This is a genomic window from Buchnera aphidicola (Periphyllus koelreuteriae) (assembly GCF_039360445.1).
Taxonomy (GTDB): domain Bacteria; phylum Pseudomonadota; class Gammaproteobacteria; order Enterobacterales; family Enterobacteriaceae; genus Buchnera_J; species Buchnera_J aphidicola_BM.
Map to the genome: position 1 here is coordinate 299,588 of NZ_CP134981.1, position 26,761 is coordinate 326,348.

Here is a 26,761-nt window from a genome sequence, read left to right on the forward strand (position 1 = left end):
TTAATCCTCATATAAATTACATGATATAATAAAATAAAATATCATTAACTAATTATTTTTTTATATTTTTTGCTATAACAAAAATTTCACGAGATTTTGAGCTAGAAGATTTTGGTTTATAAATTTTTACCATAGAAAAATAATTTTTAATAGACTTAATATATAAATCAAATCCATCTCCTTGAAATATTTTAGTTATAAAAATTCCATTTTTATATAAAATATTTAAAGATAAATTAAATACAATTTTACTCAAATTTATAGATCTACAAACATCAATTAAAGAATGACCTGTTATTTTTGGAGATAAATCAGACATAACTAAATTAGATTTTCTATTTCTTAAAGCATTTAAAATAGATAAATAAGTTTTTTTTTTTTTATATTTCCTTGTATAAAAATTACTTTTGGAATAGGGTTCATTAATTTTATATCACATGATATAACTGTTCCTATTTGACCAACTTTTTTTATAGCATATTGAGACCAACTTCCTGGAAAACATCCTATATCTATAACTATATTACCTAATTTAAATATATTAAATTTTTTATGTATTTCTTGAATTTTAAACCATGCTCGAGAGCGTATTTTTTTTTTATGTGATTTTTTTACATATACATCTTTAAAATGATTTCTTAACCATAATTTAGAACTAGATTTTTTTTTCATTTTTTAATTATTTTTTTATTATTTTTTTTATATATTTATATTATTTATTATAAAAATGTTTTTATTAGTTTAAAAAATTATATATTAAAATTTTTATTTTATAATTCATAAATTATATATATGTTATTTTTAAAATCTTATATGTAACAGATCCAACAGGAGTTTTAATTATAGCTAAATCATTAATTTTTTTTCCAATTAACCCTCTAGCCATTGGGGAATTAATTGAAATTAATTTTTTTTTAAAATTAGCTTCATTATCTCCAACAATTTGATAAGTATGAATACTATCAGATTGTACATTTAAAATATCAACTGTTGCTCCAAAAAAAATTTTTTTATTCATAGACATTTTAGTAACATCTATAACATTTGCATTAGATAATTGATATTCTATTTCTTGAATTTTTCTTTCACAAAAACCTTGTTCTTCTTTTGCAGCATGATATTCAGCATTTTCTTTTAAATCTCCATGAGCTCTCGCTTCAGAAATAGAAGAAATAATTTTTGGTCTTATAATATTTTTTAATTTATTTAATTCTTTTCTTAATTTTTTTTCACCTTTTATTGTCATTGGAATTTTATTTTTCATATATAAAAACCTTAATTTTTTTTATACAAAATTATAAATAATATTATTCTTTAAAAATATTTTATTTAAAAATTTTAAATATTTTAAATATTATAAATCAATTTATAAATAAAAATAATAAATTTATTATAATACATGATATATTAATACTATTAATTTTTAATTAATTTAAAATAATTAAAAATATAAGAACAATAAATTAAAAAATATTTTTATAAATTTAAATTTATATTAAAATAAAAAAAAAAAAAAAAAAAAATGAAAAACAAAATAAAAAAAATATTAATAAAAAAATTAAATTTATTTTATGTAAAAGTAAAAAAAAAAAATAATTATTATAAAATCACAGCAGTTGGAAAAATATTTTTTAAAACAAATGAAGTTAATAGACAAAAAATAATATATTCTCCATTATTAAAATTAATTACAAAAAAAAAAATACATGCTATTTCAATAAAAGCATATTCATTAAATGAATGGAAAAAACTTAAAAAAAATAAAAAAAAATAATATAAAAATATAAATTTATTAAATATGGAGAACTTCTTATGTATGCAATTTTTAAAAATGGAGGAAAACAGTATAAAGTAAAAATAGGACAAATTTTAAGATTAGAAAAAATTAATTCTAATATTGGTAATATAATAAAATTTAAAAATATTTTATTCTTAAAAAAAAAGAAAAAAATATTTTTAGGAAATCCTATTTTAAAAAATGCTGTAATAAAAGCTAAAATTTTTAGCCATGGAAGAGAAAAAAAAATTAATATTATTAAATTTAATCGTCGTAAGCATTATAAAAAAAAACAAGGTCATAGACAATACTATACTAGTATTAAAATACAAAATATTAAAATAAAAAAGGATATTTAATATGGCACATAAAAAAGCTGGTGGTTCAACAAGAAATGGACGTGATTCACATTCAAAACGATTAGGAGTTAAATGTTTTGGAGGAGAATATGTTAAATCTGGATCAATTATTGTTAAACAAAGAGGAACAAAATTTCATCCAGGAATAAATACTAAATGCGGAAAAGATCATACAATATATTCTATAATAGATGGAATAGTTCAATTTAAAAAAAAAGGATTAAAACAAAAAAAATTTATAAATGTAATACAAAAATAAAAATATTATTTTAAAATATAAAATTATAAATTTATTTTTTTATAAAAAAATAAAAAAATAATTTTTTATAAGAGCATTGTTATATGAAATTTATTGATGAAGCAATTATTAAAATTAAATCCGGAAATGGAGGAAACGGAATAATAAGTTTTAGAAGAGAAAAAAATGCTCCAAAAGGTGGACCAGATGGAGGAGATGGAGGAGATGGAGGAAGTATTTGGTTTAAATCAGATAAAAATTTAAATACTTTAATTGATTATACATTTAAAAAAATAATACAAGCAGAAAATGGAGAATCTGGAAAAAAAAGAAATAAATCTGGAAAAAAAGGAAAAGATAAAATATTATTTGTTCCTATAGGAACTAAAATAATTAACTTTGATAATAATGAAATTATTAAAGAATTTAAATATGATAAAGAATTATTTCTTGCAATACAAGGAGGTTGGCATGGACTTGGAAATACTAGGTTTAAATCTCCAACAAACAGAACTCCAAGAAAAAGATCAATTGGAAAAAAAGGCGAAACAAAAGTAATCAAATTAGAACTTTCTTTATTAGCTGATATTGGAATTCTTGGTTTGCCAAACGTTGGAAAATCTACTTTTATGAAAAGTATTTCTTCAGCTAAACCGAAAATTGGTAATTATGCATTTACTACTTTAATTCCAAATTTAGGTGTATTTTTTACAAAATCAAAAAAAAAAATAATTATTGCAGATATACCAGGAATAATTTCAGGAGCATCAAAAGGATCTGGTTTAGGATTAAAATTTTTAAAACATTTAGAAAAATGTAAAATACTATTACATATGATTGATTTGTCTGTAAAAAATTATAAAGAAATTATTAAAAATATTTTTATAATTCATACAGAATTAAAATTATATAATTACTCATTATATAAAAAAAAAAGATGGATCATTTTCAACAAATCAGATTTAATAAAAAAAAAAAAAATTAAAAAAAAAATAAGTAAAATATTAAAAAAAGTAAAAAATATTAAAAAATATTATATAATTTCATCAGTTACTAAAAATGGAATAAATAATTTATGCAAAGATTTCAGTAAATTAGTATAAATTAATTATTTATATAAAAAATATTTCTTTATACAAGTTAAAAAAATTGATTATAAAAAATTTTAATTATTTAACTTGTATATAATTTAATTAAAAATATTATCTTTTAGAAAATTGAGGTTTTCTTCTAGATTTTCTAAAACCAACTTTTTTTCTTTCTACTTGACGAGAGTCTCGAGTAACAAATCCAGATTTTCTTAATTCTTTTAATAAAGAATTATCATATTTTATTAATGCTCGAGCAATCCCTTGTCTTATAGCACCAGCTTGTCCTGAAATTCCACCTCCTTTAACAGTAATATAAAAATCAAATTTATCTTTCATTTTGACTAACTTTAATGGTTGTTTAATAATCATACAAGCAGTTTTTCGACTAAAATATTCTTCTAATTTTATTTTATTAACTACTATTTTTCCATTTCCAATTTTTAAAAAAACACGAGCAGAAGAAGATTTTCTTCGACCTGTTCCATAATTATTTTGAACTGTACTCATTTTTTTATATTTACATCCTAATTTTAAATTTCAAGCAATATTGGTTTTTGAGAATGATGATTATGAAATGAATCACGATAAACTTTTAATTTTTTAAAAATTAATCGACCTAAAGGTCCTTTTGGTAGCATTCCATACACAGATTTTTTTATAACTTTTTCAGGATTATTTATAATCATATCTGAAAATTTAACTTTTTTTAAACCACTAACATGTCCAGTATGTCGATAATAAATTTTTTGTTTAGTTTTTTTTCCTGTTAAACGAATTTTTGATGCATTAATTACAATTATATAATCTCCAACATCCATATATGGTGTATAGATTTCCTTATGTTTACCTCTTAAATAATGTGATATTAAAGTACATAAACGACCTAATATTTTGTCCGTTGCATCAATAAAATACCATTTCTTTATTATATTTTTAGAAGAAATAGAAAAACTTTTTGTATTCATATATATGCCTATATTAAAAAATTTTTTAAACTTTATAAAAATTTAAAAAAATACTATAATAAAAAATAATATTTATATATAAGAATAAAATATTAACATTAAAAATTATTTTTATTAAAATATTTTTAATAAAAAATTTTTTAATCAAATAAAATAAAAAATATATTAATTTATATAAATTAAAATATTTTTATTTTATATTTATACAATAAAAAATAATCTATAAAAAAAATGGAAAAAAAATGAAAAATAAAAAAATATTACATTTAAGAAAAAAAATAAATATTATAAATAAATCTATTATTAATTTATTATATAAAAGAAATTTAATTTCTAAAAAAATTGTTAAAGAAAAAATTCATAGTAATTATCCAATAAAAGATAAAAAAAGAGAAAATAAAATATTTGAAAAAATTATATATGAAGGTAAAAAATATAATCTTAAAAAAAAATATTTAATTAAAATTTTTAAGATTATTATTAAAAATTCGATAAAAACTCAAAAAAAAAAATTAAAAAAAAAAAAATTAAAATAGCATTTTTAGGACCTAAAGGATCTTATTCTTACATTGCTGCATTAAAATATTCAAAAAAAAAAAAAAAACAATTACATGCTATTCCATGTAAAAATTTTGAAAATATTGTTAAAAAAACTAAAAAAAAAAATATTTATGCAATTTTTCCTATTAAAAATAAAATTTCTGGAATAATTGAAGAAACTAATAAAATACTTAAAAAAAATAATTTTTTTTTTATAGACAAAATAAAAATTTCAATTAATCATTGTTTAATATCAAAAAAAAAACAATCATTAAAAACTATAAAAGTTATATATAGTCATTCTCAACCTATAAAACAATGTGAATTATTTATAAATAAATTTTCTCATTGGAAAATAAAATATACAAATAGTTCATCTGATGCAATAAAAATTGTTTCAAATAATAAAAAAAATAATATTGCAGCAATAGGAAATGAAATATGTAGTAAATTAAATAATATGAAGATAATTAAAAAAAATATATCTAATTGTCATGATAATAAAACATTATTTTATATACTATCAAAAAATAAAAAAATATAACTATAAATTTTTTAAATAAAATATATAAAACATTCAATTACTATAAAACAATTTTGAGTATAAAAAATGTTTAAAAATTTAACTAAATGTTTTTCTAAAATTATAAATAAAATATCAAATAAAGGACGAATTACTAATGAAAATATTAAACAAACATTAAGAGAAGTAAGAATTTCATTATTAGAAGCAGATGTTTCATTATTTATTATTAAGAAACTTATTAAAAAAATTAAAACAAAATGTATTGGAAATAAAATTAATAAATCTTTAACTCCAGGTCAAGAATTTATTAAAATAGTAAAAAAAGAATTAATATCTATTATAGGAAATAATAATTATAAAATAAAATTTTTAAAAAAAAAATTATCTATTTTTTTAATAATAGGATTACAAGGATCAGGAAAAACAACTAGTATTGGAAAACTTGCTTATTTATTTCAAAATAATTATAAAAAAAAAATTTTAGTAGTTTCAACAGATACAACTAGAGCTGCTGCAATTAAACAATTAAAAATTATATCTTCTCAAGTAAAAATAGATTTTTTTGATTCTAATAATCAACAAAAACCTATAGATATAATAAACAAAGCAATAAACTATGCTAATATAAAAAAATATGATGTATTATTTATAGATACTGCTGGAAGAATGCATATTGATGTACATTTAATGAAAGAAATAAAAAATATTTATAACTTTATTAAACCAATAGAAACAATTTTTGTAGTTGATTCAATGATAGGACAAGATTCTATAAATATCATTAAACAATTTAATAAGTTATTACCTATAACATCAATTTTTTTAACTAAAATAGATTCAAACACTAGATGTGGAATAGTATTATCAATAAAATATATTACAAATATCCCGATTAAATTTCTAGGAAATGGAGAAAAATTTAATGATATTATAATATTTAATGGAAAACAAATAGTTTCTAAAATTCTTGGAATGGAAAATACATTTTCATTAATTAAATCTATAGAAAAAAAAGTTGATAAGAAGTACTTAAATAAATTAAATAAAAAAATAAAACAAGGAAATAAATTTAATTTAAATGATTTTTTAAAACAAATTTATCAAATAAAAAAAATAGGAAAAATCAAAACAATATTAAATAAATTACCTTTAAATAATAATATAAAAAAAAATATTTTATTTCAAATTAATGATAAAATGTTTATAAAAATAGATTCTATAATTAAATCTATGACTATAAAAGAAAGAAAAAATCCAAAAATTATAAAATATTCAAGAAAAAAAAGAATTGCTTTAGGATCTGGAACAAATATTCAAGATATTAATAAACTTTTAAAACAATTTGAATTAATGAAAAACATAATGAAAAAAATGAAAAATGTTGGAATTATTAAATTATTTAAAAATATAAAAAATATGATTTTTTAATATCAAATATAGAAAATAATTTTTAAGGAAAATTTAAAATATGGTAAAAATACGACTTTCTAGACATGGATCAAATAAAAAACCTTTTTATAAAATTGTTGTTACAGATAGTAGATCTTCTAGAAATGGAAAATTTATTGAAAAAATTGGATTTTTTAATCCTATTATTAATAATAAAAATATATCTTTTCAAATAAATAAAGAAAAAATTAAATATTGGGTTTCTGTTGGAGCACAAATATCTTATAGATTAAAATACCTAATAAAAAAATATAAGTAAAATTTAAATGAGTTTAAAAATATTTAAAAAAATAATAATAGGAAAAATATTTTTTCCATATGGAATTTTAGGTTGGTTAAAAATTTTTTCATTCACTGAAACAAAAGAAAATATTTTTAAATATAAACCTTTATTATATTATGATAAAAAAAAAATAAAAAAATTAAAAATTCAATCTTGGAAAAATTATAAAAATTTTTTTTTAATAAAAATAAAAAATATTAATACTAGAAATGAAGCATTTTTTTTTAAAAATAAAAAAATATTTATTTATTCTAATCAATTAAAAAAAAAATATAAAAATGAATATTATTGGCATGAAATTCTTAATTCAAAAGTTTTTGATAAAAATAAAAAATTTATTGGAATAGTAAAAGAAATAATTCGAACGCCATCAAATGATATTTTAAAAATTACTTTAAAATCTTTCAAACAAAAAAATATAGAAAAATTAATACCATTTATTGAAAATAAAATTATAAAAAAAATAAAAATAAAAGAAAAAAAAATAATTATTAACCAAAAAAAGGATAAATTTTTTGATAAATTTTAAAATACTTACAATTTTTCCAAAAATGTTTAATTCAATTATTAATTATGGAATGATATCTAGAGCAATAAAAAAAAAATCATTAAATTAAGTATTTTAAACATTAGAAAATTTAGTAATAAAAAAAATAAAAATATAGATGATAGACCTTATGGAGGAGGTCCAGGAATGATTATGAGTTTTTTACCTTTAAAAAAAGCTATCATAAAAGCTAAAAAAAATAAAAAATGTATAGTTATTTATTTATCTCCTCAAGGAAAAAAAATATCAAATTCAAGATTAAAAAAATTATCTAAAAAAAAAATAATTATATTAATTTGTGGAAGATATCAAGGAATAGATCAAAGATTAATAAATAAATATGTTAATAAAGAAATATCAATTGGAAATTATATTTTAACTGGAGGAGAATTAGCTGCAATGGTTTTTATAGATAGTATATCTAGATTTCTTCCAGGAGTAATAAAAAAAAAAAAATCTGAACATCAAGATTCTTTTTCTCATATGTTATTAGATTATCCTCATTATACAAGACCAAAAATAATAGATAATATGAAAGTTCCAAAAATTCTTTTATCAGGAAATCATAAAAAAATTAAATTATGGAGATTAAAAAAATCTATTCAACAAACATTTTTAAAAAAACCTAAATTATTAAAAAAAAAGAAATTAAAAAATATAGAAAAAAAATTTTTAAATAAATTTAAAAAAAAATTAAATAAAAAAATATAAAAATTCTAATTAAAGACAAAAATATGAAAAATATTATACACAAAATAGAAAAAAAACAAATAAAAAAAAATATACCAAAATTTAATTCAGGAGATACAATCGAAGTTAAAGTATGGGTAATGGAAGGATCTAAAAAACGTTTACAATCTTTTGAAGGAATTGTAATAGCAAAAAAAAATAGATTTTTACAATCTTCTTTTTGTGTAAGAAAAATTTCTAATGGAGAAGGTGTAGAAAGAGTGTTTCAAACTCATTCTTATAATATTAAAAAAATATTTATAAAAAGAAAAGGAAAAGTTAAAAAATCTAAATTATATTATTTACGTAAAAAATTTGGAAAATCTGCAAGAATAAAAGAAAAAATATAATTCTAAATTATTATAATATATTTTTTTAAAAATTTAAATTTATAAAAAACACGCAGTCATAATAAAAAATGTGACTGCATGTATCAAATTTTTTAATAAAAATTAATGAAAACAAAATTATTTTGTACCACCAATAGTTAAATTATCTATTTTAATTGTAGGTTGACCTACACAAACTGGAATTTCTTGACCATCTTTTACACAAATACTTGATCCATTATTTATTACTAAATCATTTCCAACCATAGAAATTTTATTCATTACTGATAAACCAGATCCAATTAATGTAACATTTTTAATAGGATAAACAATTTTACCTTTTTTTATTAAATATGCTTCAGAAGTAGAAAAAACAAATTCTCCAGAAGTAATATCCACTTGCCCTCCAGTAAAATTTACCGCATAAATTCCATATTCTACACTTTCTATCATTTCTTTAAATGTTGAATTTCCAGATAACATATAAGTATTAGTCATTCTAGGTATAGGAAGATAAGCATATGATTCTCTTCTTGCGTTTCCTGTGGATATTGTGTTAGTTAATGATGCATTAAATTTATCTTGTAAATATTTTTTTAAAATTCCTTTTTTTATTAAAATATTATATTTTCCTGGAGTTCCTTCATCATCAATAGAAATAGAACCTCTAAAATTTTTTTTTGTTCCATCATCTATTACTGTACATAAATTTGATGCTATTTTTGTATTAATTTTATTACTATAAACAGATAATTTTTTTCTATTAAAATCACCTTCTAATCCATGACCAACAGCTTCATGTAATAACACTCCTGGGCATCCTGGTCCTAATATTACAGGAAAAGACCCAGATGGAGCTTCTTTAGAAGATAAATTTAAAATAGAAATTCTAGCTGCTTCTTCAGATAAACTTCTTAAATTTGATATTCCATTTTTATTTATTTTTAAAAAATATTTATATGTCCCTCTTATTCCCCCGCTAGATGTTCCAATTTCTCTTTTTCCTTTATTTTCTGATAATACACTAATTCTTAAAGAAACTAATGGTCTAATATCTGCTGATAAAATACCGTCTGTTGATGCAATTAAAATATATTCATAAGATCCTGATAAACAAGCAGTAACTTTAGAAACTCTTGAATCATAATTTCTAGAAAAAAAATTTACTTGATTTAATATATTAATTTTTTTTTTATTAGAAAGAGAATATAAAGGATTTTGAAATCCATAAAAAGATTTATTATTATTTTTTATAAATTTTTCATTATTATATATTTTTTTTTTATTTAAAATATTTTTAACAGATTTGCAAATTTTTTGTAATCCTAAAATATTAATTTGATCCGTATATGCAAAACCTGTCATTTCTTTATATATTGCTCTCAAACCAATTCCTTTATTAAAATTATAAAATCCATTTTTAATAATTTTATTTTCTAATATCCAAGATTCATTCATTTTAGATTGAAAATAAATATCTGAATAATGTATTTTTTTCTCTGATATATCAGATAAAATAGAAAATATATCATTTGTACTAATATTATTTTTATATAATATTTTGTTTTTTACTATTTTCAACATATATACTCTCTTATAAAAAATATTTAAAAAAATTATTTTAAAATTATATTTTTTATTTAAAACAAATTTTAAATAATATTAAACCTATATTTTATATATTGAATCTTTATATTTGTATTGTATAATATAATTTTATAAAAATTATTAAAAATTAAAAAAAATAAAAAATGAAAAAAAATATTTTACTTTTAAATGGACCAAATTTAAATTTATTAGGAAATAGAGAAAAAAAAATTTATGGAAAACTTTCATTATCAAATTTATTAAAAAAATTAATAAAATATAGTAAAAAACTTTCAATTAATTTAATACATTTACAATCTAATGCAGAACATATATTAATTGATAAAATACATAATTCTAAAAAAGATAAAATAAATTATATTATTATTAATCCAGCTGCTTTTACACATACTAGCATTGCTTTAAGAGATGCTTTATTAGCTGTTAATATTCCATTTATTGAAATTCATATATCAAATATTTACGCTCGTGAAAATTTTAGAGCTCATTCTTGGTTATCAGATATTTCTAATGGAATAATTTGTGGATTAGGAGTAGATGGTTATAAATGGGCATTAAAAACAGCTATTAAAAGATTAAATTTAAAATAATATTTTTAAAAAAATATTAATAATTTTTTTTAATAAAATAAAATTTTTTATTTTTTTAAATTTAAAATTAAATTTTGAATATCCTTTGGAAGATTTGATTTTAAAATAATTTTTTTTTTTGTTATAGGATGAATAAAAATTAATTTATAAGCATGTAAAGCTTGTCTATGAAAATTCTTGATTTGTTTAAAATATATATTTTTTTCTAATCCATAAAAAATATTTAAATTACATTTATATTTTTTATCTCCAACAATTGGATGATTTATAGATTTTAAATGAACTCTAATTTGATGTGTTCTTCCAGTTTCTAAACGTAATTTTAATAATGTTAAATTTGAAAACTTTTTATATATTTTATAATATGTTTTTGAAATTTTTCCTATAGAATTAACAGTCATGCATGTTCGTCTTATTTTATCTCTAATAATTGGTGAATTAATAATTCCTCCATTTGTAACACAACCATAAACAAGAGCTTTATATTTTCTAATAATTTCTCTTTCCTTCATCATTTTTTTTAATAAAAAATATGAAGGAACACTTTTTGCTACTATTATTAAACCAGTTGTATCTTTATCTAAACGATGAATAATTCCAGCTCTAGGTATTTTATTCATATTAATATTATAATAAAGCAAACCATTTAATAGAGTTCCTGTAGTATTCTTTAATCCTGGGTGAACAACTAACGAAGATGGTTTGTTAATAACTAATAAATAATAATCTTCATATATAATATCTAAAAATATTTTTTCAGGAATATTAAAATTTTTTTTATAAATTTCTATTTTAATTTGTAAAATATCTCCTTTAAATATTTTAAAATCTGGAGAATTAATCATAACATTATTTACATAAAGATAATTTTTTAATATATTTTTTTTAATAATACTTCTTGAATACTTAGGAAATAATTTTGATAAAACTTTATCTACTCTATAATTATTAAATTTTTTTGTAGAAATAGTTTTTTTTAAACATATTATATTAACCATTAAAGAAATCCTTTTTTTATTATAAAAAATTTTTTAATATAAAATAAATATTTTAATTTTAAAATATATAATACTTATCTTTGAACTAAATAAAAATTTTTAAAAATATATTATAATATTTATTTATTTCATTTTATATAATACGAATTGATACATAATATAAATTTAAAAATAAAAAAAAAAAGAAAAGAATATAATATAATTATTAGTTATTATATATTTAAAAATTTTAAAAATAATCTTTGGATATATATGAATAATACAACAGAATCTATACGTAAAAAGTTTTTAAGCTTTTTTAAAAAAAAAAATCATATAATTTATCCTAGTAGTTCATTAATAATAGAAAATGATCCATCACTTCTATTTACGAATGCAGGAATGAATCAATTTAAAAATATTTTTTTAGGATATGAAAAACCAATATATAAAAAAATTTCTAGTATACAAAATTGCATTAGAACTGGAGGAAAACATAATGATTTAAACAATGTAGGATATACATCTAGACATCATACATTTTTTGAAATGTTAGGAAATTTTAGTTTTGGATCTTATTTTAAAAAAAAATCTATTTTATATGCATGGGAATTATTAACTTCAAAAAAATGGTTTCATATTAATGAAAATAAACTATTAGTTACAGTATATAAAAATGATATAGAAACATATAATATTTGGAAAAATATTATAGGTTTATCAAAAAATAAAATAATTCAAATAAAAGATAAAAAAAAAATAAAATATAATTCTGATAATTTTTGGAAAATGGGAAAATATGGTCCATGTGGTCCATGTACCGAAATTTTTTATGATTATGGAAAAACAAATAAAAATAAAATAATAAATTCTAAACAAATATGTAAAAAAAGATATATAGAAATATGGAATATTGTATTTATACAATATAATGAATTACCAAATCAAATTTTTGAAAAATTAAAATATCCTTCTGTAGATACAGGAATGGGATTAGAAAGAATAGCATCAATTTTACAAAATGTAGATTCAAATTATAAAATTGATATTTTTAAAAATATTATAAAAAAAATTAAAAAAATAAATAAAATAAAAATAAATAACAAAAAATCTTTACAAGTTATTTCAGATCATATTCGATCTAGCGCATTTTTAATTTCAAATAATATCATACCTTCGAATGAACATAGAGGATATATTTTAAGAAAAATTATTAGAAGAGCTATTATACATGGAAGAACAATTGGAATAAAAAAATGTTTTTTTTATAAATTAGTTCCAAGTTTAATTAAATATATGGGTAGTTCTGGAAAAATACTACATAAACATAAAATAAAAATTGAAAATATATTAAAAAATGAAGAAATAAAATTTTCAAATACTTTAAATAATGGATTAAAATTATTAAAAAACGAAACAAAAAAATTAAAAAATAAAAAATTAGACGGAAGTTTTGTATTTTATTTATATGATACTTTAGGTTTTCCAATCGATTTAACTCAAGATTTTTGTAAAGAAAAAAATTTTAAAATAGATACTAAAACATTAAAACAAGAACTAAAAAAAAGAAAGAAATTTTCTAAAAAACAAAATATTTATAAAAATAAAAAAATATTTATTCAAAATATAAAAAAAACTAAATTTTTAGGATATAATTTTTATAAATATAAAAGTAATATACAATATATTTATAAAAAGTATAAATTAGTTAAAATAATTTCTTATCCAAATAAAGGAGAAATAATTCTTGATAAAACTCCATTTTATCCAGAATCTGGAGGACAAATTGGAGATATAGGAATTATTAAATCAAAAAATGGAAAATTTAAAGTTATAAAAACTAAAAAATATGGAAATTTTATTATACATTATGGAAAAATTATTTCAGGAAAAATAGAACATAATGATATAGTATATTCAAAAATAAATATTAAAAAAAGAAAATTAATAGAAAAAAATCATACAGCCGTACATTTATTAAATTCTGCATTAAAAAAAATTTTAGGAAATCATGTGATTCAAAAAGGATCATTAGTTAAAGATAATAAAATTAGATTTGATTATTCTTATTTTAAACCTTTAAAATTTAATAAAATAATAAAAATAGAAAATTTAGTTAATCAATTTATTAGAAAAAATAAAAAAATAAAAATTTTTAAAACAGATTTTGAAAATGCTAAAAAAAAAAATATTACTTTATTATCGAATAAAGTATATAAAAAAAATGTTAGAGTTGTTTCAATAAAACCATTTTCACAAGAATTATGCGGTGGAACTCATACAAAAAAAACAGGAAAAATTATAATATTTAAAATTCTTTCTGATAAAAGTATTTCATTTGGTATAAGAAGAATTACAGCTGTAACATATAAACAAGCTTTTTCTTTTATTCAAAAAAAAGAAAAAATAATAAAAAAAATTAAAAAAATAATACAAAATAAAAATTTAAGTATTATTTCTCAATTAAAAAAAATTATTATAGAAAAAAATAAACAATTAAAAGAAAATAAAAAAATATTAAAAAAATATATATATTTAATATCTAAAAAAATATATAAAAAAAATATTTTTATTAATAATAAAAATTTTATTTTTAAGATATTAAAAAATGAAAATAATATATATATTAAAAAAATAATTGATCAATTACAGAAAAAATTTCAATCTATTGTTATTATTTTAATTAATATTTCAAAAAAAATTTATTTTACAATTAAAATTAGTAAAAATTTAACAAAAAAAATTCAAGCAAATAAAATTTTATCAATAATATTTAATATAATTAACGGAAAAGGAGGAGGAAATATAAATCTTTCTGAAGGTGTAGGAGAAATTACACAATTTAATATAAAAAAAATAAATACAGTACAAAAAAAAATTATTTCTATATTAAAAAAGAATTAAAAAAAATAAATTTAGTATAAATTTAAAAAAAATAATAATAAAATAATATATAAATTTTTAAATTAAAATGAGATACTAAATTAAAAAAAAACTTTTAAGGAAAAAAAATGTTAATTTTAACAAGAAGAGTAGGAGAAACATTAGTTATAGGAGATGAAATAACCGTAACAGTATTAGGAGTTAAAGGAAATCAAGTAAGAATAGGTGTAAATGCACCAAAAGAAATTTCTGTACATAGAGAAGAAATATATCAAAAAATTCAAGCTGAAAAAAATAAAAAAATAAAAAAATAAAAATAAAAAATTTTAATATTATTATATAAAATAATAAAATTAAAAATATAAAATTGACTTTTAAAAACAAAAAAGTATACTATAAAATTATAAAAAATGGTTTTTTTAAATAATCAAAAGTGAGATGGCCGAGTGGTTTAAGGCGCTCCTCTGCTAAGGGAGTATGTATTAAAAATGCATCGAGGGTTCGAATCCCTCTCTCATTATTTATTAATTTAAATAAAAAATTAATAAATTTAATAAAATATTTTTAAAATAAAACAACACATCCGTAGCTCAGTTGGATAGAGCACTCGGCTACGAACCGAGAGGTCGTGGGTTCAAATCCTTCCGGATGTAAATTATATTTTGTTCTTAAAAAAATACAAAAAATTTAAAATTTATTATCAACTTTTATTTTTTTTTATTATGAAAAAATTTAAAAAAAAAATTCCAAGAATTTATTTAAAAAAAAAAATAGAAATTAATCAAAAAATATCTATTAAAAATGAAAAAAAACATTATATTAAATCAGTTATGAGAATGAAAAAAAATGATATAATTAATATATTTAATAATACAAATTATGTTTTTAAATCAATAATTATAAAAATAAAAAAAAAAATAATTATTAAAATAATTAAAAAAAAAATAATTAATAATGAATCAAATTTAAAAATTAATTTAGGGCAATCAATTTCAAGAAATTCTAATATGTCATGGATTATTCAAAAATCTTCTGAACTTGGAGTGCATTCAATAACTCCAATAATATGCAAAAAATCATTTTTAAAATATAATTTAAAAAAAAAAATTAAAAAATGGAAAAAAATATCAATTTCAGCTAGTGAACAATGTGAAAGAAATTTAATAACTAAAATAAAAAAACCAATAAAATTAAAAAAATGGATTCAATCTTTAAAATCTGATAAAAATATTTTTTTTACACCAAAAAAAATAAAATATAATTCAAAATTTTTTTTAAAAAAATTTAATAAAATTAATATTTTAATAGGATCAGAAAAAGGATTATCAAAAAAAGAAATTAAATTATGTTTAAATAACAATTTTTTTCATATGAATTTAGGAAAAAGAATTTTAAGAACGGAAACAGCTTGTATCACAGCAATTTCTATTATTCAATATAAATATGGAGATTTAAATATTTTTAATAAAATTTAATTTAATATTTTAAATTAATATCTGCAATTATTATTTTCTAAATATTGTTTTTATTTTATTTTTTTTACTTATTAATAAAATATCTGGTTTTCTTTTAGAAAATATTCCTACTGAAACTACTCCAGGTATATTATTTATTTTTTTTTCTAAAAATTTTGGATTTGATATAAATAAATTTTTAACATCTAAAATATAATTATTATTATCTGTTAAAACATTTTTTCTTTTTTCTACGATTCCTCCTAACTTTAATAATTCATATTTTACATATTTATATGCCATTGGTATTACTTCAATTGGCAATGGAAATTTTCCTAAAACATTAACAATTTTAGTTTCATCTACAATACAAATAAATTGTTTTGCAGAAGATGCTATAATTTTTTCTCGTGTTAATGCAGCTCCTCCTCCTTTAATCATTTCCATATTTTTATTTATTTCATCTGCACTATCAATATATATAGGTAAAAAGTTAATATTATTTAAATAAAATATTTTTATTCCATATTTGTTTAAAATATTTGTTGTTTTTGTCGAAGAAGAAACAGCTCCTTTTATTTTATTTTTAAATTTTTTTAAATATTTTAAAAAATAAGATATAGTAGATCCAGTACCAATTCCAATAATTTCTTTTAAAGGAATAAATTTTAAAACTTCAAAAGCAACTTTTTTTTTTAATTTTTTTAAATTCATAAAATTAATACCGTTATATTAAATAAAATTTAAAGTAATTTTTTTTATTTATTTTTTAAAATTTTTAAATAAAATATTAAAAAATAAAAAAATAAAAATTTATATTTTTATAAAAAGATTTTAAAAAGTAGTATTAATTTCAACATTAATAATATAATAAAAACTGGGGTACCTGGATTCGAACCAGGGTTGTCGGTATCAAAAACCGATGCCTTAACCTCTTGGCTATACCCCAAAAAAAAAAGAAATTTATAAATTTTACGGAAGGCGAGATTTGAACTCGCACACCACAAAAGGCGCCAGAACCTAAATCTGGTGCGTCTACCAATTTCGCCACTTCCGCATATAAATAAATTTTTTTATATTAAAAAATTATATTTATATTTTATATAAAAATATAAATAGCTATAATGGGAATCGAACCCATGACCTCAGCGTTATGAGTGCTGCGCTCTAACCAACTGAGCTACATAGCTAAAAATTTAAAATAATTTATAATAATTAAAGAAATAAAAAAATAAAATTATTAATATACATAAAATTTATTTCTTATTTAAATAATATATTAACATAAATTATTTTAATTTAATATTTATAAATTTTTATTTTATATAAAATTTTAAAAATTATATCACATTAAAAATAAAAATTATATATAAAGAATATATAATAAAATTTTATAATATATATTGTATAAAAAGGAAAAAAAATGTTTAATTATAAAAAAAATAAAAATTTTATATTTAAAATAATTAATAAAGATTTAAAAAAAAAAAAAATTAAACAAGTACATACTAGATTTCCTCCAGAACCAAATGGATTTCTTCATATTGGTCATGCTAAATCTATATGTTTAAATTTTGAAATTGCCAAAATATATAATGGAAAATGTAATTTAAGATTTGATGATACTAATCCATCAACTGAAAAAAAAAATTATGTTAAATCTATAAAAAAAAATATTAAATGGATGGGATATAAATGGAATAAAAAAATTTTTTATTCTTCTCAATATTTTAAAAAAATATATAAGTATGCAATAAAATTAATTAAAAAAAAATTAGCTTATGTAGACAAATTATCTAAAAAAGAAATAAAAAAATATAGAGGAACATTAAAAAAAAAAGGAATAAATAGTCCATATAGAAGTCAATCAATAAAAAAAAATTTATATTTATTTAAACAAATGAAAAAAGGAAAATTTAAGGATGGAGAAGCATGTTTACGAGCAAAAATAAATATGAAATCATTAAATATAACTATGAGAGATCCAGTTTTATATAGAGTAAAAAATATTCCTCATTATCGTACAAAAAATAAATGGTTTATATATCCAACATATGACTTTGGTCATTGTATTTCAGATACTATAGAGGGTATTACTCATTCATTATGTTCACTTGAATTTTTAAATAATAATGAATTATATCAATGGATTTTAAAAAAAATAAATATTAAAAAAAAACCAAAACAATATGAATTCTCTAGATTAAATTTAGAATATACAGTTCTTTCTAAAAGAAAATTAAAAATATTAGTAAAAAAAAAAATTGTTGATGGATGGAAAGATCCTAGAATGCCTACAATTTCTGGTTTAAAAAATAGAGGATACACTCCTAAATCTATTAAAAATTTTTGTAAAAAAATTGGAATTTCTAAAAAAAATAATTTAATTGAATTATCACTCTTAGAACATTGTATAAGAAATGATTTAAATTCAAAAACACCAAGATTTATGGCTGTACTAAATCCAATAAAAATAATAATAACTAATATATCTGATAATTATAAAAAAAAAATAATTGTACCAAATCATCCATTATATCCAAATATTGGAACACATAAAATTTATTTTAATAAAATAATATATATTGATAAATCAGATTTTAAAGAAAATTTTAGTTCTAAATATAGAAGATTATCTTTAAACAAAGAAGTAAGATTACGATATTCATATATAATTAAAGCAATAAAAATAAAAAAAGATAATAAAGGAAACATAAAAACAATATTTTGTACATACGATAAAGATACATTAGGAAAAAAACCAAAAAATAGAAAAGTTAAAGGAGTAATACATTGGGTTTCAAAAAAATATTCTATTCCAGCTAAATTTCAATTATTTAAACCTATATTTACTATTAAAAATCCAGAAAATAAAAAAAAATATTTAAAATATATTAATAAAAAATCAATTAAAATTACAAATGGATTTATAGAAAAATGCTTTTTAAAAAAAAATAAATTTAATTCTATTCAGTTTGAACGAGAAGGATATTTTATAATTAATAAAAAAAATACAATAAAAAATAAAAAAATTACATTTAATAAAATAGTATCTTTAAAAGGAAAAAATTATTAATAAATAAAATATTTTTTTTATAAAAAATTTATAAAAAAATTAAATTATTTGAAAAAATTTAAAAAATTTTTTAAAAAAAAAATGTTACAATTAAATTCTTGTAAAGAATTTAATTAAATTATTAAATATTTAATTTTAAAAATTTTATTTTGTTTTTTTTTTTTTTTTTTATAAAAAAAATTAATATTTTTTAATATTAAATAATATATTTAAATTAATATATGTAAATAATGTAAAAATTAATAATTAAATTTAAAATTTTTAAAAATTAATATATAGTGTAAAAATTTATAATTTTTTATAAAAAATTATTTTAAAAAATAAAGGAATAAATAAATGTCTAAAATAATTAAAGTACATGGTAGAGAAATTATTGATTCAAGAGGATATCCTTCAGTAGAAGCTGAAGTATATACTAATAATGGTTTTATTGGAAGAGCATCAGTTCCATCTGGTTCATCAAAAGGATCTCGAGAAGCAATTGAATTAAGAGATAAAGACAAAAATCGATTTTTTGGATATGGTGTAAAAAAATCTATTGACTTTATAAATAATATAATTAATAAAAATTTAATTCAAAAAGACTCTATAGATCAAAAAAATATTGATCAAATCATGATTGATATAGATGGAACAAAAAATAAATCTATTTTAGGAGCAAACACTATATTAGCTGTTTCTTTAGCTAATGCTAAAGTTGCTGCAATGTCTAAAAAAATTTATTTATTTGAACACATTTCAGATTTAAATAATTCTTCTAAAAAATATTCTATGCCATTACCAATGATGAATATTATCAATGGAGGAAAACATGCAAATAATAATATAGATATACAAGAATTTATGATTCAACCCATTTCTGCTAAAAATTTTAAACATGCAGTTCAAATGGGTTGTGAAATTTTTTATAATTTATCAAAAATATTAAAAAAAAAAAAAATGAGCACTTCTGTTGGAGATGAAGGAGGATACGCTCCAAATTTAAATTCTAATGAAGATGCAATTATTCTAATTTCAAAAGCAATTAAAAAATCAGGATATGTTTTTGGAAAAGATATAACTCTTGCTATAGATTGTGCAGCATCAGAATTTTATAATAAAAAATCTAAAAAATATTATTTAAAAGGAGAAAAAAAAATATATTCTTCAATAGAATTTACACAATATTTAAAAAAATTAACACAAAAATATCCAATTTTCTCTATTGAAGATGGTCAAGATGAATCAGATTGGAAAGGTTTCTTAAATCAAACTAAAATATTAGGAAACAAAATTCAAATAGTTGGAGATGATTTATTTGTAACAAATAAAAAAATTTTAGAAAAAGGAATAAATAATAAAATAGCAAATTCTATTTTAATTAAACCTAATCAAATTGGAACGTTAACAGAAACACTTCAAACTATTCAATTAGCTAAAAAAAATAATTATAATGTAATTATTTCTCATAGATCAGGAGAAACAGAAGATGTAACAATATCTGATTTAGCTGTAGGAACATCAGCTGGACAAATCAAAACAGGATCTTTAAGTCGAACAGATAGAATATCAAAATACAATCAATTAATTAGAATAGAGGAAAAATTAGGATATACTAAATCACCATATTATGGATCAAAAGAATTAATAATAAAAAATAATAATAAAAAATAATTATAAAAAATAAAAAAAAGTAGTAAAATAATATATTTATTAAAATATATCATATTTTACTACATTTATATTATTAAAATAAAAAAATTTTAACATAATTATATTTTTATTTGAATTAATTAAAAATTTTTATTAATAATACTTATTATATAATAAATTAATTTAATAAAAATTTATGAAAAAATATAAAAAAAATTTATTAATTATCGTAGATGGGACTAATTATTTATATAGATCATATTTTGCATTTAAAAATTTTAAAAATAAAAAAGAAGAACCTATTGGTGTAATATATGGTACTTTAATTATGTTGAAAAAAATTTTTAATAAATATAATCCAAAAAAAATAATAATTGTTTTTGATCATAAAAAAAAAACATTTAGGAATAAAATATATAAAAAATATAAATCTAATAGACAAAATATTCCATTAGATTTAAAAAAACAAATTAAAAATGTAAAAAAAATTATAAAATATATTGGAATTCCAATATTAAAAATACCTGGATTTGAAGCAGACGATATTATTGGAACTTTATCTAAAAGATATTTCAAATATATAAAAAAAATATTAATATTAACTAATGATAAAGATATGACTCAATTAATAAATAAAAATGTAAAAATATTAGATAATAATTCAAAAATTATAGGAAAAAAAGAAGTTATAAAAAAATATGGAGTAAAACCAAAATTAATTAAATATTTTTTAGCAATAGTAGGAGATCGTTCAGATAACATTCCTGGAATCCCAGGTATAGGAATAAAAACAACTCAAAAAATTTTAAAAAAATTTAAATCTTTAAAAGATATTTATAAAAATTTAAAAAAATTAAAATTTTTAAATATAAGAAATTCTATAAAACTTAAAAATATTTTTAAAAAAAATAAAAAAATTGCTTTTCTTTCATATTCTTTAACTAAAATTAAAACAAATATTAAAAATAAAAAATTAAATAAAAAATTTAAACTAAAAAAACCAAAATGTAAAAAAATATTTAAATATTTTAAAAAAAATAATTTAAAAAAATTAAAACAATCTTTTAAAAATTCTAATTGGTTTAAAAAATTATTAAAAAAAAATATTTAAATTCATTTTTATATAAAAAAATTATTTTAAAAAATATATTAATATAAATAAAATTTATTAAGAAATTAAATAAAATTTATATATAAATTATTTATAATTTTTTTTAATTTCAATATTCCAATTTTTTTAAAAGAAGAAAAAATTAAAATTTTTGCTTGAATATTTAAAGATAAAAGTTTTTTTTTCGCAATAAGATATTTTTCTTTTTTTAATGAATTATTAATTTTATCAGATTTATTTAATAATATAATAATATTAATTTTTTTTTTTTTAAGTAATTTTATTATTTCTAAATCAATTTTTTTAAAAAAAAAATTTATATCTACTAATATAATTACTCCAATTAAAAAAATTCTTGATAATAAATATTTTTTTACTTCATTAATCCATTTTAATTGTACTTTTTTTGAAAATTTAGAATAACCATACCCTGGTAAATCAATAAATCTAAAACCATTATTTAATGTAAAAAAATTAATTAATTGAGTGCTTCCTGGATATTTACTAACTCGAGACATTTTTTTTTTATTAGATAACACATTAATTAAAGTTGATTTTCCAGTATTAGAATATCCAATCAAAGCTATTTCATAACCAAAATGAATATTTATATCTTTTACAGAAGAAAAACTTTTTAAAAAAGAAAATGTATTAAAATTCAATATTTTCATAAAAACCTTATAAAAAATGAATTATATATAATAAATTGTTAAAATATTTAAAAAAAAAAATTATAAAATACTGTTAAATTCTAATGAATGTATTATTATAAATAAATATTTTAAAAAATTATATCATAAAAATATTTATTTTTTGATAAATTTAAAAAATTTAATATATTAAAAAATTAAAAAATGGAAAAAATAAAAAAAATGAATAAAAAAATTAGAAATATAGCAATTATTGCTCATGTTGATCATGGAAAAACAACATTAATAGATAAATTGCTACAACAATCTGGAATATTTAAAAATCATGAAAAAAAAAAAGAAAGAGTAATGGATAGTAATGATTTAGAAAAAGAAAGAGGAATAACAATAACTTCTAAAAATACATCTATAATATGGAAAGAATATAAAATAAATATTGTAGACACTCCTGGTCATGCAGATTTTGGAGGTGAAGTAGAACGAGTTTTATCTATGGTAGATTCTGTTCTATTAGTTGTAGATGCTTTAGATGGACCAATGCCTCAAACTAGATTTGTAACAGAAAAATCTTTTAAATATAATATTAATCCAATTTTAGTAGTAAATAAAGTAGATAGAAAAAATGCTAGACCAGATTGGGTTATAGATCAAGTATTTGATTTATTTATTAATTTAAATGCAACAGATAAACAATTAGATTTTCCAATAATTTATACATCAGCTTTACTAGGAAAATCAGGTTATGATTATAAAAAATTAAAAAATAATATGACTCCTTTATTAAAATCTATAATTAAATATACACCAGCTCCAAAAAATAATGTTAAAAAAAAATTTAAAATGCAAATATCTCAATTAGATTATGATAATTATCTTGGGGTAATTGGAATAGGACGAATTCAATCAGGTTCAATTAAAATAAATAAACAAATTAAAGTGATAAATAATAAAGGAAAAAATTATTTTGGAAAAATAAATAAAATATTAACATATGTTGGGTTAAAAAGAGTTAACACCGACACAGCAATATCAGGAGATATTATTGCAATTACAGGAATTAATAATATTAAAATTTCCGATACAATATGTGATATTCAAAATAACATTCCATTACCAAAATTAAAAATAGATGAACCTACAGTAAAAATGTTTTTTTCAGTAAATTCTTCTCCTTTTTCAGGAAAAGAAGGAAAATATATTACATCTAGAAATATTTTAGAACGATTAAATAAAGAAAAAATACATAATGTAGCATTAAAAGTAGAAGAAACTAAAGATTCTAGTGTATTTTGTGTTTCTGGAAGAGGAGAACTTCATTTATCTATTCTAATAGAAAATATGAGAAGAGAAGGATATGAATTAGAAGTATCTCGACCAAAAGTTATATTTAAAAAAATAAATAATATAAAACAAGAACCATTTGAAAATGTTGTTTTAGATATTGAAGAAAAAAATCAAGGAGTGATAATGAAATATTTAGGTGAAAGAAAAGGAGAAATAAAAAATATGATTTCAGATAATAAAGGAAGAGTAAGATTAGAATATGTTCTTTCTAGTAGAGCTCTTATTGGCTTTAGATCTGAACTAACTAATATAACTTCTGGTACAGGTTTATTTTGTTCATCATTTAGTCATTATGAAAAATTATCTAATATTAATATTGGTCAAAGAAGAAATGGTGTATTAATTTCAAATAATACAGGATATGCTGTTGCTTTTGCATTATTTAATTTACAAGATCGAGGAAAATTATTTCTAGGTCACGGAGCTCATGTTTATCAAGGTCAAATTATCGGCATGCATAGTAAATCTAATGATTTAACAGTTAATTGTTTATCTGGAAAAAAACTAACAAATATGAGAGCTTCAGGAACAGATGAAGCAATTAATTTAATTAAACCTATAATTTTTACATTAGAACAAGCAATGAGCTTTATAAATGATGATGAATTAATAGAAATAACACCAAAATCTATTAGATTAAGAAAAAAATTTTTAACAGAAAATCAAAGAAAATGTGCATTTAGAAAAAAATAAAAAAATTATTTTTTTAATAAATTTTTAATTAATTTTTTATATTTTATATTTTGATATTGAGTTAATAATTTTTCAGAATAAATAATAGATTGCAAATCAGAAATTGAATTTTTAAAATTATCATTTATGATTAAATAATCATATTCTAAATAATGAATCATATCATTAAAAAAATTTTTCATTCTTCTTAATATTACCGATTTTTTATCTTGATTTCTATAATATAATCTATTTAATAATTCTTTCTTTGAAGGAGGTAACAAAAAAATACTTTTTGAAAAAGGAAATATTTTTTTAATTTGTTTTGAACCTTGCCAATCTATATCTAATAAAATATCTTTTTTTTTAATAAGAATTTTTTTAATTTTTTTTAAAGATGTTCCATAATAATTATTGAAAACTTTAGCATATTCTAAAAATTTATTTTTTTTAATCATATATTTAAATTTTTTTTTAGATATAAAATAATAATCTAATTTATTTTTTTCTTTAGATCTAATTTTTCTAGTAGTATAAGAAATAGATTTTGTTATATTTATTTTTTTTTCTTTTTTTAAAAAATATTTTATTAAACTAGATTTTCCTACACCACTTGGTGCAGAAATAACAAAAATGTTTCCTTGATTAATCATAATTAATTTATATACTCAAAAATGTTTAAGATTTTTAAAAAAATATAATTTATATATTTAAAAAAATAATAATTTTTAAAATTTAATTTATATTTTTATAATATTTATATATTTTAAAAATTTAATTTTAAAAATATAATTTTTAAATATATAAATATTAATTAATTTAATTAATTATAATAAATTTTTAAAATAAAAATTATTAATTTTATAAATATTATGTATTTTAAATACACAATTTAATACTACTTGAACATATGTTATTTTATTTATTATTACTGAAGATAATAATATTCCTTTTTTTATCCAAGATCTTTTAATCTTAACATATACAAAATTTCCAGGAGAAAATATACTACTTGTAGAATTTTCATCTCTACAATATAAACTAGATAAAATATTTTTATTAAGATTTTTATATTTAATTTTTGAAATATTTTCTTGACCAATATAACATCCTTTATTAAAATCTATAGATTTTTTAAATTTATCTAAATTAATTTCTTGAGGAAAAAAAAGTAATGAAGTTTTTTTTTCAATAATGGGTATATTTTTTTTAATATGTATAAATAAAATTTTTTTTTCATCATTTAAAAAATTAAATTTTATAAATTTATTTTTTAAAAAATCTAAATTTTTATTAAAAGAAATTAATAAAAAAATTTTTTTTAAAAAATTTAAAAAAATAATAGTTATATTTTTTTTATGAATTACTGGATTTTTTTTATTTGGTAAAACTTTAAAAAATTTTTTTAATTGAATATAAGAAGATTTTTTGAATATTCCTAACAAATAACATTTATTATATTTTTTTATTTTTACATTAAAAAAAACTGAATATTTTTTCATAGCTTGTATTTGAACATCACATATACTTTTTCTTAATATATAAAAATAATTATTATTTTTTTTAAAAATAATTAATGTACTTATAATTCTTCCTTGATAGTTACAATGACCACAAAAAATATATTTATTTTCTTTTAAAAAATTTATATTAGAAGTAATTTGATTTTGTAAATATTTTTTTGAATCTTTTCCTGAAATTTTAACTATATTCCAATTATTTAAATTAAAAATAGAAAATAATTTTTTTTTTACAGAATATATTTTATTTTTTTTTAAAATTATTTTTTTCATAAAGTTTCTTTAAATAAAAATTTTTAAAATTTTTTAAAATTTATATATTAAAAAATAGAAGAATAAATAATATATTAAAAATTCATTATTTAAAAGAAATTTTTATTATAAATTTTAAAATATATAAAATATTTTAAA

27 protein-coding genes, 5 tRNA genes and 2 pseudogenes are annotated in these 26,761 nt (G+C 17.3%); 21 read left to right on the plus strand and 13 right to left on the minus strand.

The window, feature by feature from the left end; translation table 11 throughout:
- Nucleotides 1-52: 52 nt before the first annotated feature.
- Nucleotides 53-672: pseudogene (locus RJT80_RS02220) on the minus strand (RlmE family RNA methyltransferase).
- A gap of 112 nt (nucleotides 673-784) precedes the next feature.
- Nucleotides 785-1,264 carry a transcription elongation factor GreA gene (greA, locus tag RJT80_RS01350; RefSeq protein WP_343187636.1) on the minus strand — a complete coding sequence of 160 codons (480 nt, stop codon included), beginning with the start codon at nucleotides 1,262-1,264 and terminating at the stop codon, nucleotides 785-787.
- Between the two features lie 258 nt (nucleotides 1,265-1,522).
- Between greA and RJT80_RS01355 the strand changes: the two genes are divergently transcribed.
- From RJT80_RS01355 to cgtA, 4 genes are all read left to right on the plus strand, one after another.
- Nucleotides 1,523-1,774 carry a BolA/IbaG family iron-sulfur metabolism protein gene (locus RJT80_RS01355; protein WP_343187637.1) on the plus strand — a complete coding sequence of 84 codons (252 nt, stop codon included), beginning with the start codon at nucleotides 1,523-1,525 and terminating at the stop codon, nucleotides 1,772-1,774.
- A 38-nt stretch (nucleotides 1,775-1,812) separates the two neighbouring features.
- Nucleotides 1,813-2,136 (plus strand): 50S ribosomal protein L21, encoded by a 324-nt coding sequence (gene rplU / locus RJT80_RS01360; RefSeq protein WP_343187638.1) that lies wholly within the window; start codon nucleotides 1,813-1,815, stop codon nucleotides 2,134-2,136.
- Between the two features lies 1 nt (nucleotide 2,137).
- A complete protein-coding gene (rpmA, locus tag RJT80_RS01365) occupies nucleotides 2,138-2,395 on the plus strand; it encodes a 50S ribosomal protein L27 (RefSeq protein WP_343187639.1) in 258 nt (85 codons plus the stop codon).
- Nucleotides 2,396-2,478: 83 nt separating this feature from the next.
- Nucleotides 2,479-3,477 carry an Obg family GTPase CgtA gene (gene cgtA / locus RJT80_RS01370; RefSeq protein ID WP_343187640.1) on the plus strand — a complete coding sequence of 333 codons (999 nt, stop codon included), beginning with the start codon at nucleotides 2,479-2,481 and terminating at the stop codon, nucleotides 3,475-3,477.
- 99 nt (nucleotides 3,478-3,576) lie between these two features.
- Here the strand turns inward: cgtA and rpsI are convergent, their stop codons facing one another.
- A complete protein-coding gene (gene rpsI / locus RJT80_RS01375; RefSeq protein ID WP_343187641.1) occupies nucleotides 3,577-3,972 on the minus strand; it encodes a 30S ribosomal protein S9 in 396 nt (131 codons plus the stop codon).
- Between the two features lie 23 nt (nucleotides 3,973-3,995).
- On the minus strand, nucleotides 3,996-4,430 hold the full coding sequence (gene rplM / locus RJT80_RS01380) for a 50S ribosomal protein L13 (RefSeq protein WP_343187642.1): 435 nt from the start codon (nucleotides 4,428-4,430) through the stop codon (nucleotides 3,996-3,998).
- Between the two features lie 242 nt (nucleotides 4,431-4,672).
- Between rplM and RJT80_RS01385 the strand changes: the two genes are divergently transcribed.
- From RJT80_RS01385 to rplS, 7 genes and pseudogenes are all read left to right on the plus strand, one after another.
- A complete protein-coding gene (locus RJT80_RS01385) occupies nucleotides 4,673-4,966 on the plus strand; it encodes a chorismate mutase (RefSeq protein WP_343187643.1) in 294 nt (97 codons plus the stop codon).
- Between the two features lie 32 nt (nucleotides 4,967-4,998).
- Entirely contained in the window at nucleotides 4,999-5,514 is a 516-nt protein-coding gene (locus RJT80_RS02225; protein ID WP_428994210.1) for a prephenate dehydratase domain-containing protein, read from the plus strand.
- 66 nt (nucleotides 5,515-5,580) lie between these two features.
- Nucleotides 5,581-6,924, plus strand: coding sequence for a signal recognition particle protein (gene ffh / locus RJT80_RS01390; RefSeq protein WP_343187644.1), 1,344 nt, complete (start codon nucleotides 5,581-5,583; stop codon nucleotides 6,922-6,924).
- Between the two features lie 40 nt (nucleotides 6,925-6,964).
- Complete coding sequence (gene rpsP / locus RJT80_RS01395; protein WP_343187645.1) at nucleotides 6,965-7,204, plus strand: 30S ribosomal protein S16; 240 nt, start codon at nucleotides 6,965-6,967, stop codon at nucleotides 7,202-7,204.
- A 7-nt stretch (nucleotides 7,205-7,211) separates the two neighbouring features.
- Entirely contained in the window at nucleotides 7,212-7,757 is a 546-nt protein-coding gene (gene rimM, locus RJT80_RS01400) for a ribosome maturation factor RimM (protein ID WP_343187646.1), read from the plus strand.
- A gap of 22 nt (nucleotides 7,758-7,779) precedes the next feature.
- Nucleotides 7,780-8,486, plus strand: a pseudogene (trmD, locus tag RJT80_RS01405) (tRNA (guanosine(37)-N1)-methyltransferase TrmD).
- Between the two features lie 23 nt (nucleotides 8,487-8,509).
- On the plus strand, nucleotides 8,510-8,854 hold the full coding sequence (rplS, locus tag RJT80_RS01410; protein ID WP_343187647.1) for a 50S ribosomal protein L19: 345 nt from the start codon (nucleotides 8,510-8,512) through the stop codon (nucleotides 8,852-8,854).
- Nucleotides 8,855-8,971: 117 nt separating this feature from the next.
- On the opposite strand, the gene tldD is transcribed toward rplS, so the two are convergent.
- A complete protein-coding gene (gene tldD, locus RJT80_RS01415; protein ID WP_343187648.1) occupies nucleotides 8,972-10,417 on the minus strand; it encodes a metalloprotease TldD in 1,446 nt (481 codons plus the stop codon).
- A 167-nt stretch (nucleotides 10,418-10,584) separates the two neighbouring features.
- On the opposite strand from tldD, the gene aroQ reads away from it, so the two are divergent.
- Nucleotides 10,585-11,031, plus strand: coding sequence for a type II 3-dehydroquinate dehydratase (gene aroQ / locus RJT80_RS01420; RefSeq protein WP_343187649.1), 447 nt, complete (start codon nucleotides 10,585-10,587; stop codon nucleotides 11,029-11,031).
- A 47-nt stretch (nucleotides 11,032-11,078) separates the two neighbouring features.
- Here the strand turns inward: aroQ and RJT80_RS01425 are convergent, their stop codons facing one another.
- Nucleotides 11,079-12,029 carry an RluA family pseudouridine synthase gene (locus tag RJT80_RS01425; RefSeq protein WP_343187650.1) on the minus strand — a complete coding sequence of 317 codons (951 nt, stop codon included), beginning with the start codon at nucleotides 12,027-12,029 and terminating at the stop codon, nucleotides 11,079-11,081.
- 252 nt (nucleotides 12,030-12,281) lie between these two features.
- Here RJT80_RS01425 and alaS point away from each other — a divergent pair, with 252 nt between their 5' ends.
- From alaS to RJT80_RS01450, 5 genes are all read left to right on the plus strand, one after another.
- Nucleotides 12,282-14,912, plus strand: a complete 2,631-nt coding sequence (gene alaS / locus RJT80_RS01430) for an alanine--tRNA ligase (protein WP_343187651.1) — start codon at nucleotides 12,282-12,284, stop codon at nucleotides 14,910-14,912.
- A gap of 107 nt (nucleotides 14,913-15,019) precedes the next feature.
- Nucleotides 15,020-15,205 (plus strand): carbon storage regulator CsrA, encoded by a 186-nt coding sequence (gene csrA, locus RJT80_RS01435; protein WP_343183417.1) that lies wholly within the window; start codon nucleotides 15,020-15,022, stop codon nucleotides 15,203-15,205.
- Nucleotides 15,206-15,323: 118 nt separating this feature from the next.
- Nucleotides 15,324-15,411: transfer RNA gene (locus RJT80_RS01440), tRNA-Ser, on the plus strand.
- 59 nt (nucleotides 15,412-15,470) lie between these two features.
- Nucleotides 15,471-15,544 (plus strand) — tRNA-Arg (locus tag RJT80_RS01445).
- 69 nt (nucleotides 15,545-15,613) lie between these two features.
- The gene (locus RJT80_RS01450) at nucleotides 15,614-16,366 is read left to right on the plus strand and encodes a 16S rRNA (uracil(1498)-N(3))-methyltransferase (RefSeq protein ID WP_343187652.1); all 753 of its coding nucleotides are present in this window, start codon (nucleotides 15,614-15,616) and stop codon (nucleotides 16,364-16,366) included.
- 30 nt (nucleotides 16,367-16,396) lie between these two features.
- Here the strand turns inward: RJT80_RS01450 and rpiA are convergent, their stop codons facing one another.
- The 4 genes from rpiA to RJT80_RS01470 form a co-directional block, all read right to left on the minus strand.
- Nucleotides 16,397-17,059: a ribose-5-phosphate isomerase RpiA gene (rpiA, locus tag RJT80_RS01455; RefSeq protein WP_343187653.1), complete on the minus strand. Its 663-nt coding sequence runs from the start codon at nucleotides 17,057-17,059 to the stop codon at nucleotides 16,397-16,399.
- Between the two features lie 163 nt (nucleotides 17,060-17,222).
- A tRNA-Gln gene (locus RJT80_RS01460) sits at nucleotides 17,223-17,294 on the minus strand.
- A gap of 24 nt (nucleotides 17,295-17,318) precedes the next feature.
- Nucleotides 17,319-17,402, minus strand: a tRNA-Leu gene (locus RJT80_RS01465).
- A gap of 59 nt (nucleotides 17,403-17,461) precedes the next feature.
- Nucleotides 17,462-17,535: transfer RNA gene (locus tag RJT80_RS01470), tRNA-Met, on the minus strand.
- Nucleotides 17,536-17,768: 233 nt separating this feature from the next.
- Between RJT80_RS01470 and RJT80_RS01475 the strand changes: the two genes are divergently transcribed.
- The 3 genes from RJT80_RS01475 (at nucleotide 17,769) to RJT80_RS01485 (ending at nucleotide 22,164) form a co-directional block, all read left to right on the plus strand.
- Nucleotides 17,769-19,421, plus strand: coding sequence for a glutamine--tRNA ligase/YqeY domain fusion protein (locus RJT80_RS01475; RefSeq protein ID WP_343187654.1), 1,653 nt, complete (start codon nucleotides 17,769-17,771; stop codon nucleotides 19,419-19,421).
- A gap of 336 nt (nucleotides 19,422-19,757) precedes the next feature.
- A complete protein-coding gene (gene eno, locus RJT80_RS01480; protein WP_343187655.1) occupies nucleotides 19,758-21,074 on the plus strand; it encodes a phosphopyruvate hydratase in 1,317 nt (438 codons plus the stop codon).
- A 175-nt stretch (nucleotides 21,075-21,249) separates the two neighbouring features.
- A complete protein-coding gene (locus tag RJT80_RS01485) occupies nucleotides 21,250-22,164 on the plus strand; it encodes a 5'-3' exonuclease (protein WP_343187656.1) in 915 nt (304 codons plus the stop codon).
- A 65-nt stretch (nucleotides 22,165-22,229) separates the two neighbouring features.
- Here the strand turns inward: RJT80_RS01485 and yihA are convergent, their stop codons facing one another.
- Complete coding sequence (gene yihA, locus RJT80_RS01490; RefSeq protein ID WP_343187657.1) at nucleotides 22,230-22,835, minus strand: ribosome biogenesis GTP-binding protein YihA/YsxC; 606 nt, start codon at nucleotides 22,833-22,835, stop codon at nucleotides 22,230-22,232.
- A gap of 201 nt (nucleotides 22,836-23,036) precedes the next feature.
- Between yihA and typA the strand changes: the two genes are divergently transcribed.
- Nucleotides 23,037-24,851 carry a translational GTPase TypA gene (gene typA, locus RJT80_RS01495; protein ID WP_343187658.1) on the plus strand — a complete coding sequence of 605 codons (1,815 nt, stop codon included), beginning with the start codon at nucleotides 23,037-23,039 and terminating at the stop codon, nucleotides 24,849-24,851.
- Between the two features lie 5 nt (nucleotides 24,852-24,856).
- On the opposite strand, the gene gmk is transcribed toward typA, so the two are convergent.
- Nucleotides 24,857-25,480, minus strand: coding sequence for a guanylate kinase (gene gmk / locus RJT80_RS01500; RefSeq protein ID WP_343187953.1), 624 nt, complete (start codon nucleotides 25,478-25,480; stop codon nucleotides 24,857-24,859).
- Between the two features lie 177 nt (nucleotides 25,481-25,657).
- The gene (gene ygfZ, locus RJT80_RS01505; protein WP_343187659.1) at nucleotides 25,658-26,623 is read right to left on the minus strand and encodes a tRNA-modifying protein YgfZ; all 966 of its coding nucleotides are present in this window, start codon (nucleotides 26,621-26,623) and stop codon (nucleotides 25,658-25,660) included.
- Nucleotides 26,624-26,761 lie beyond the last annotated feature (138 nt).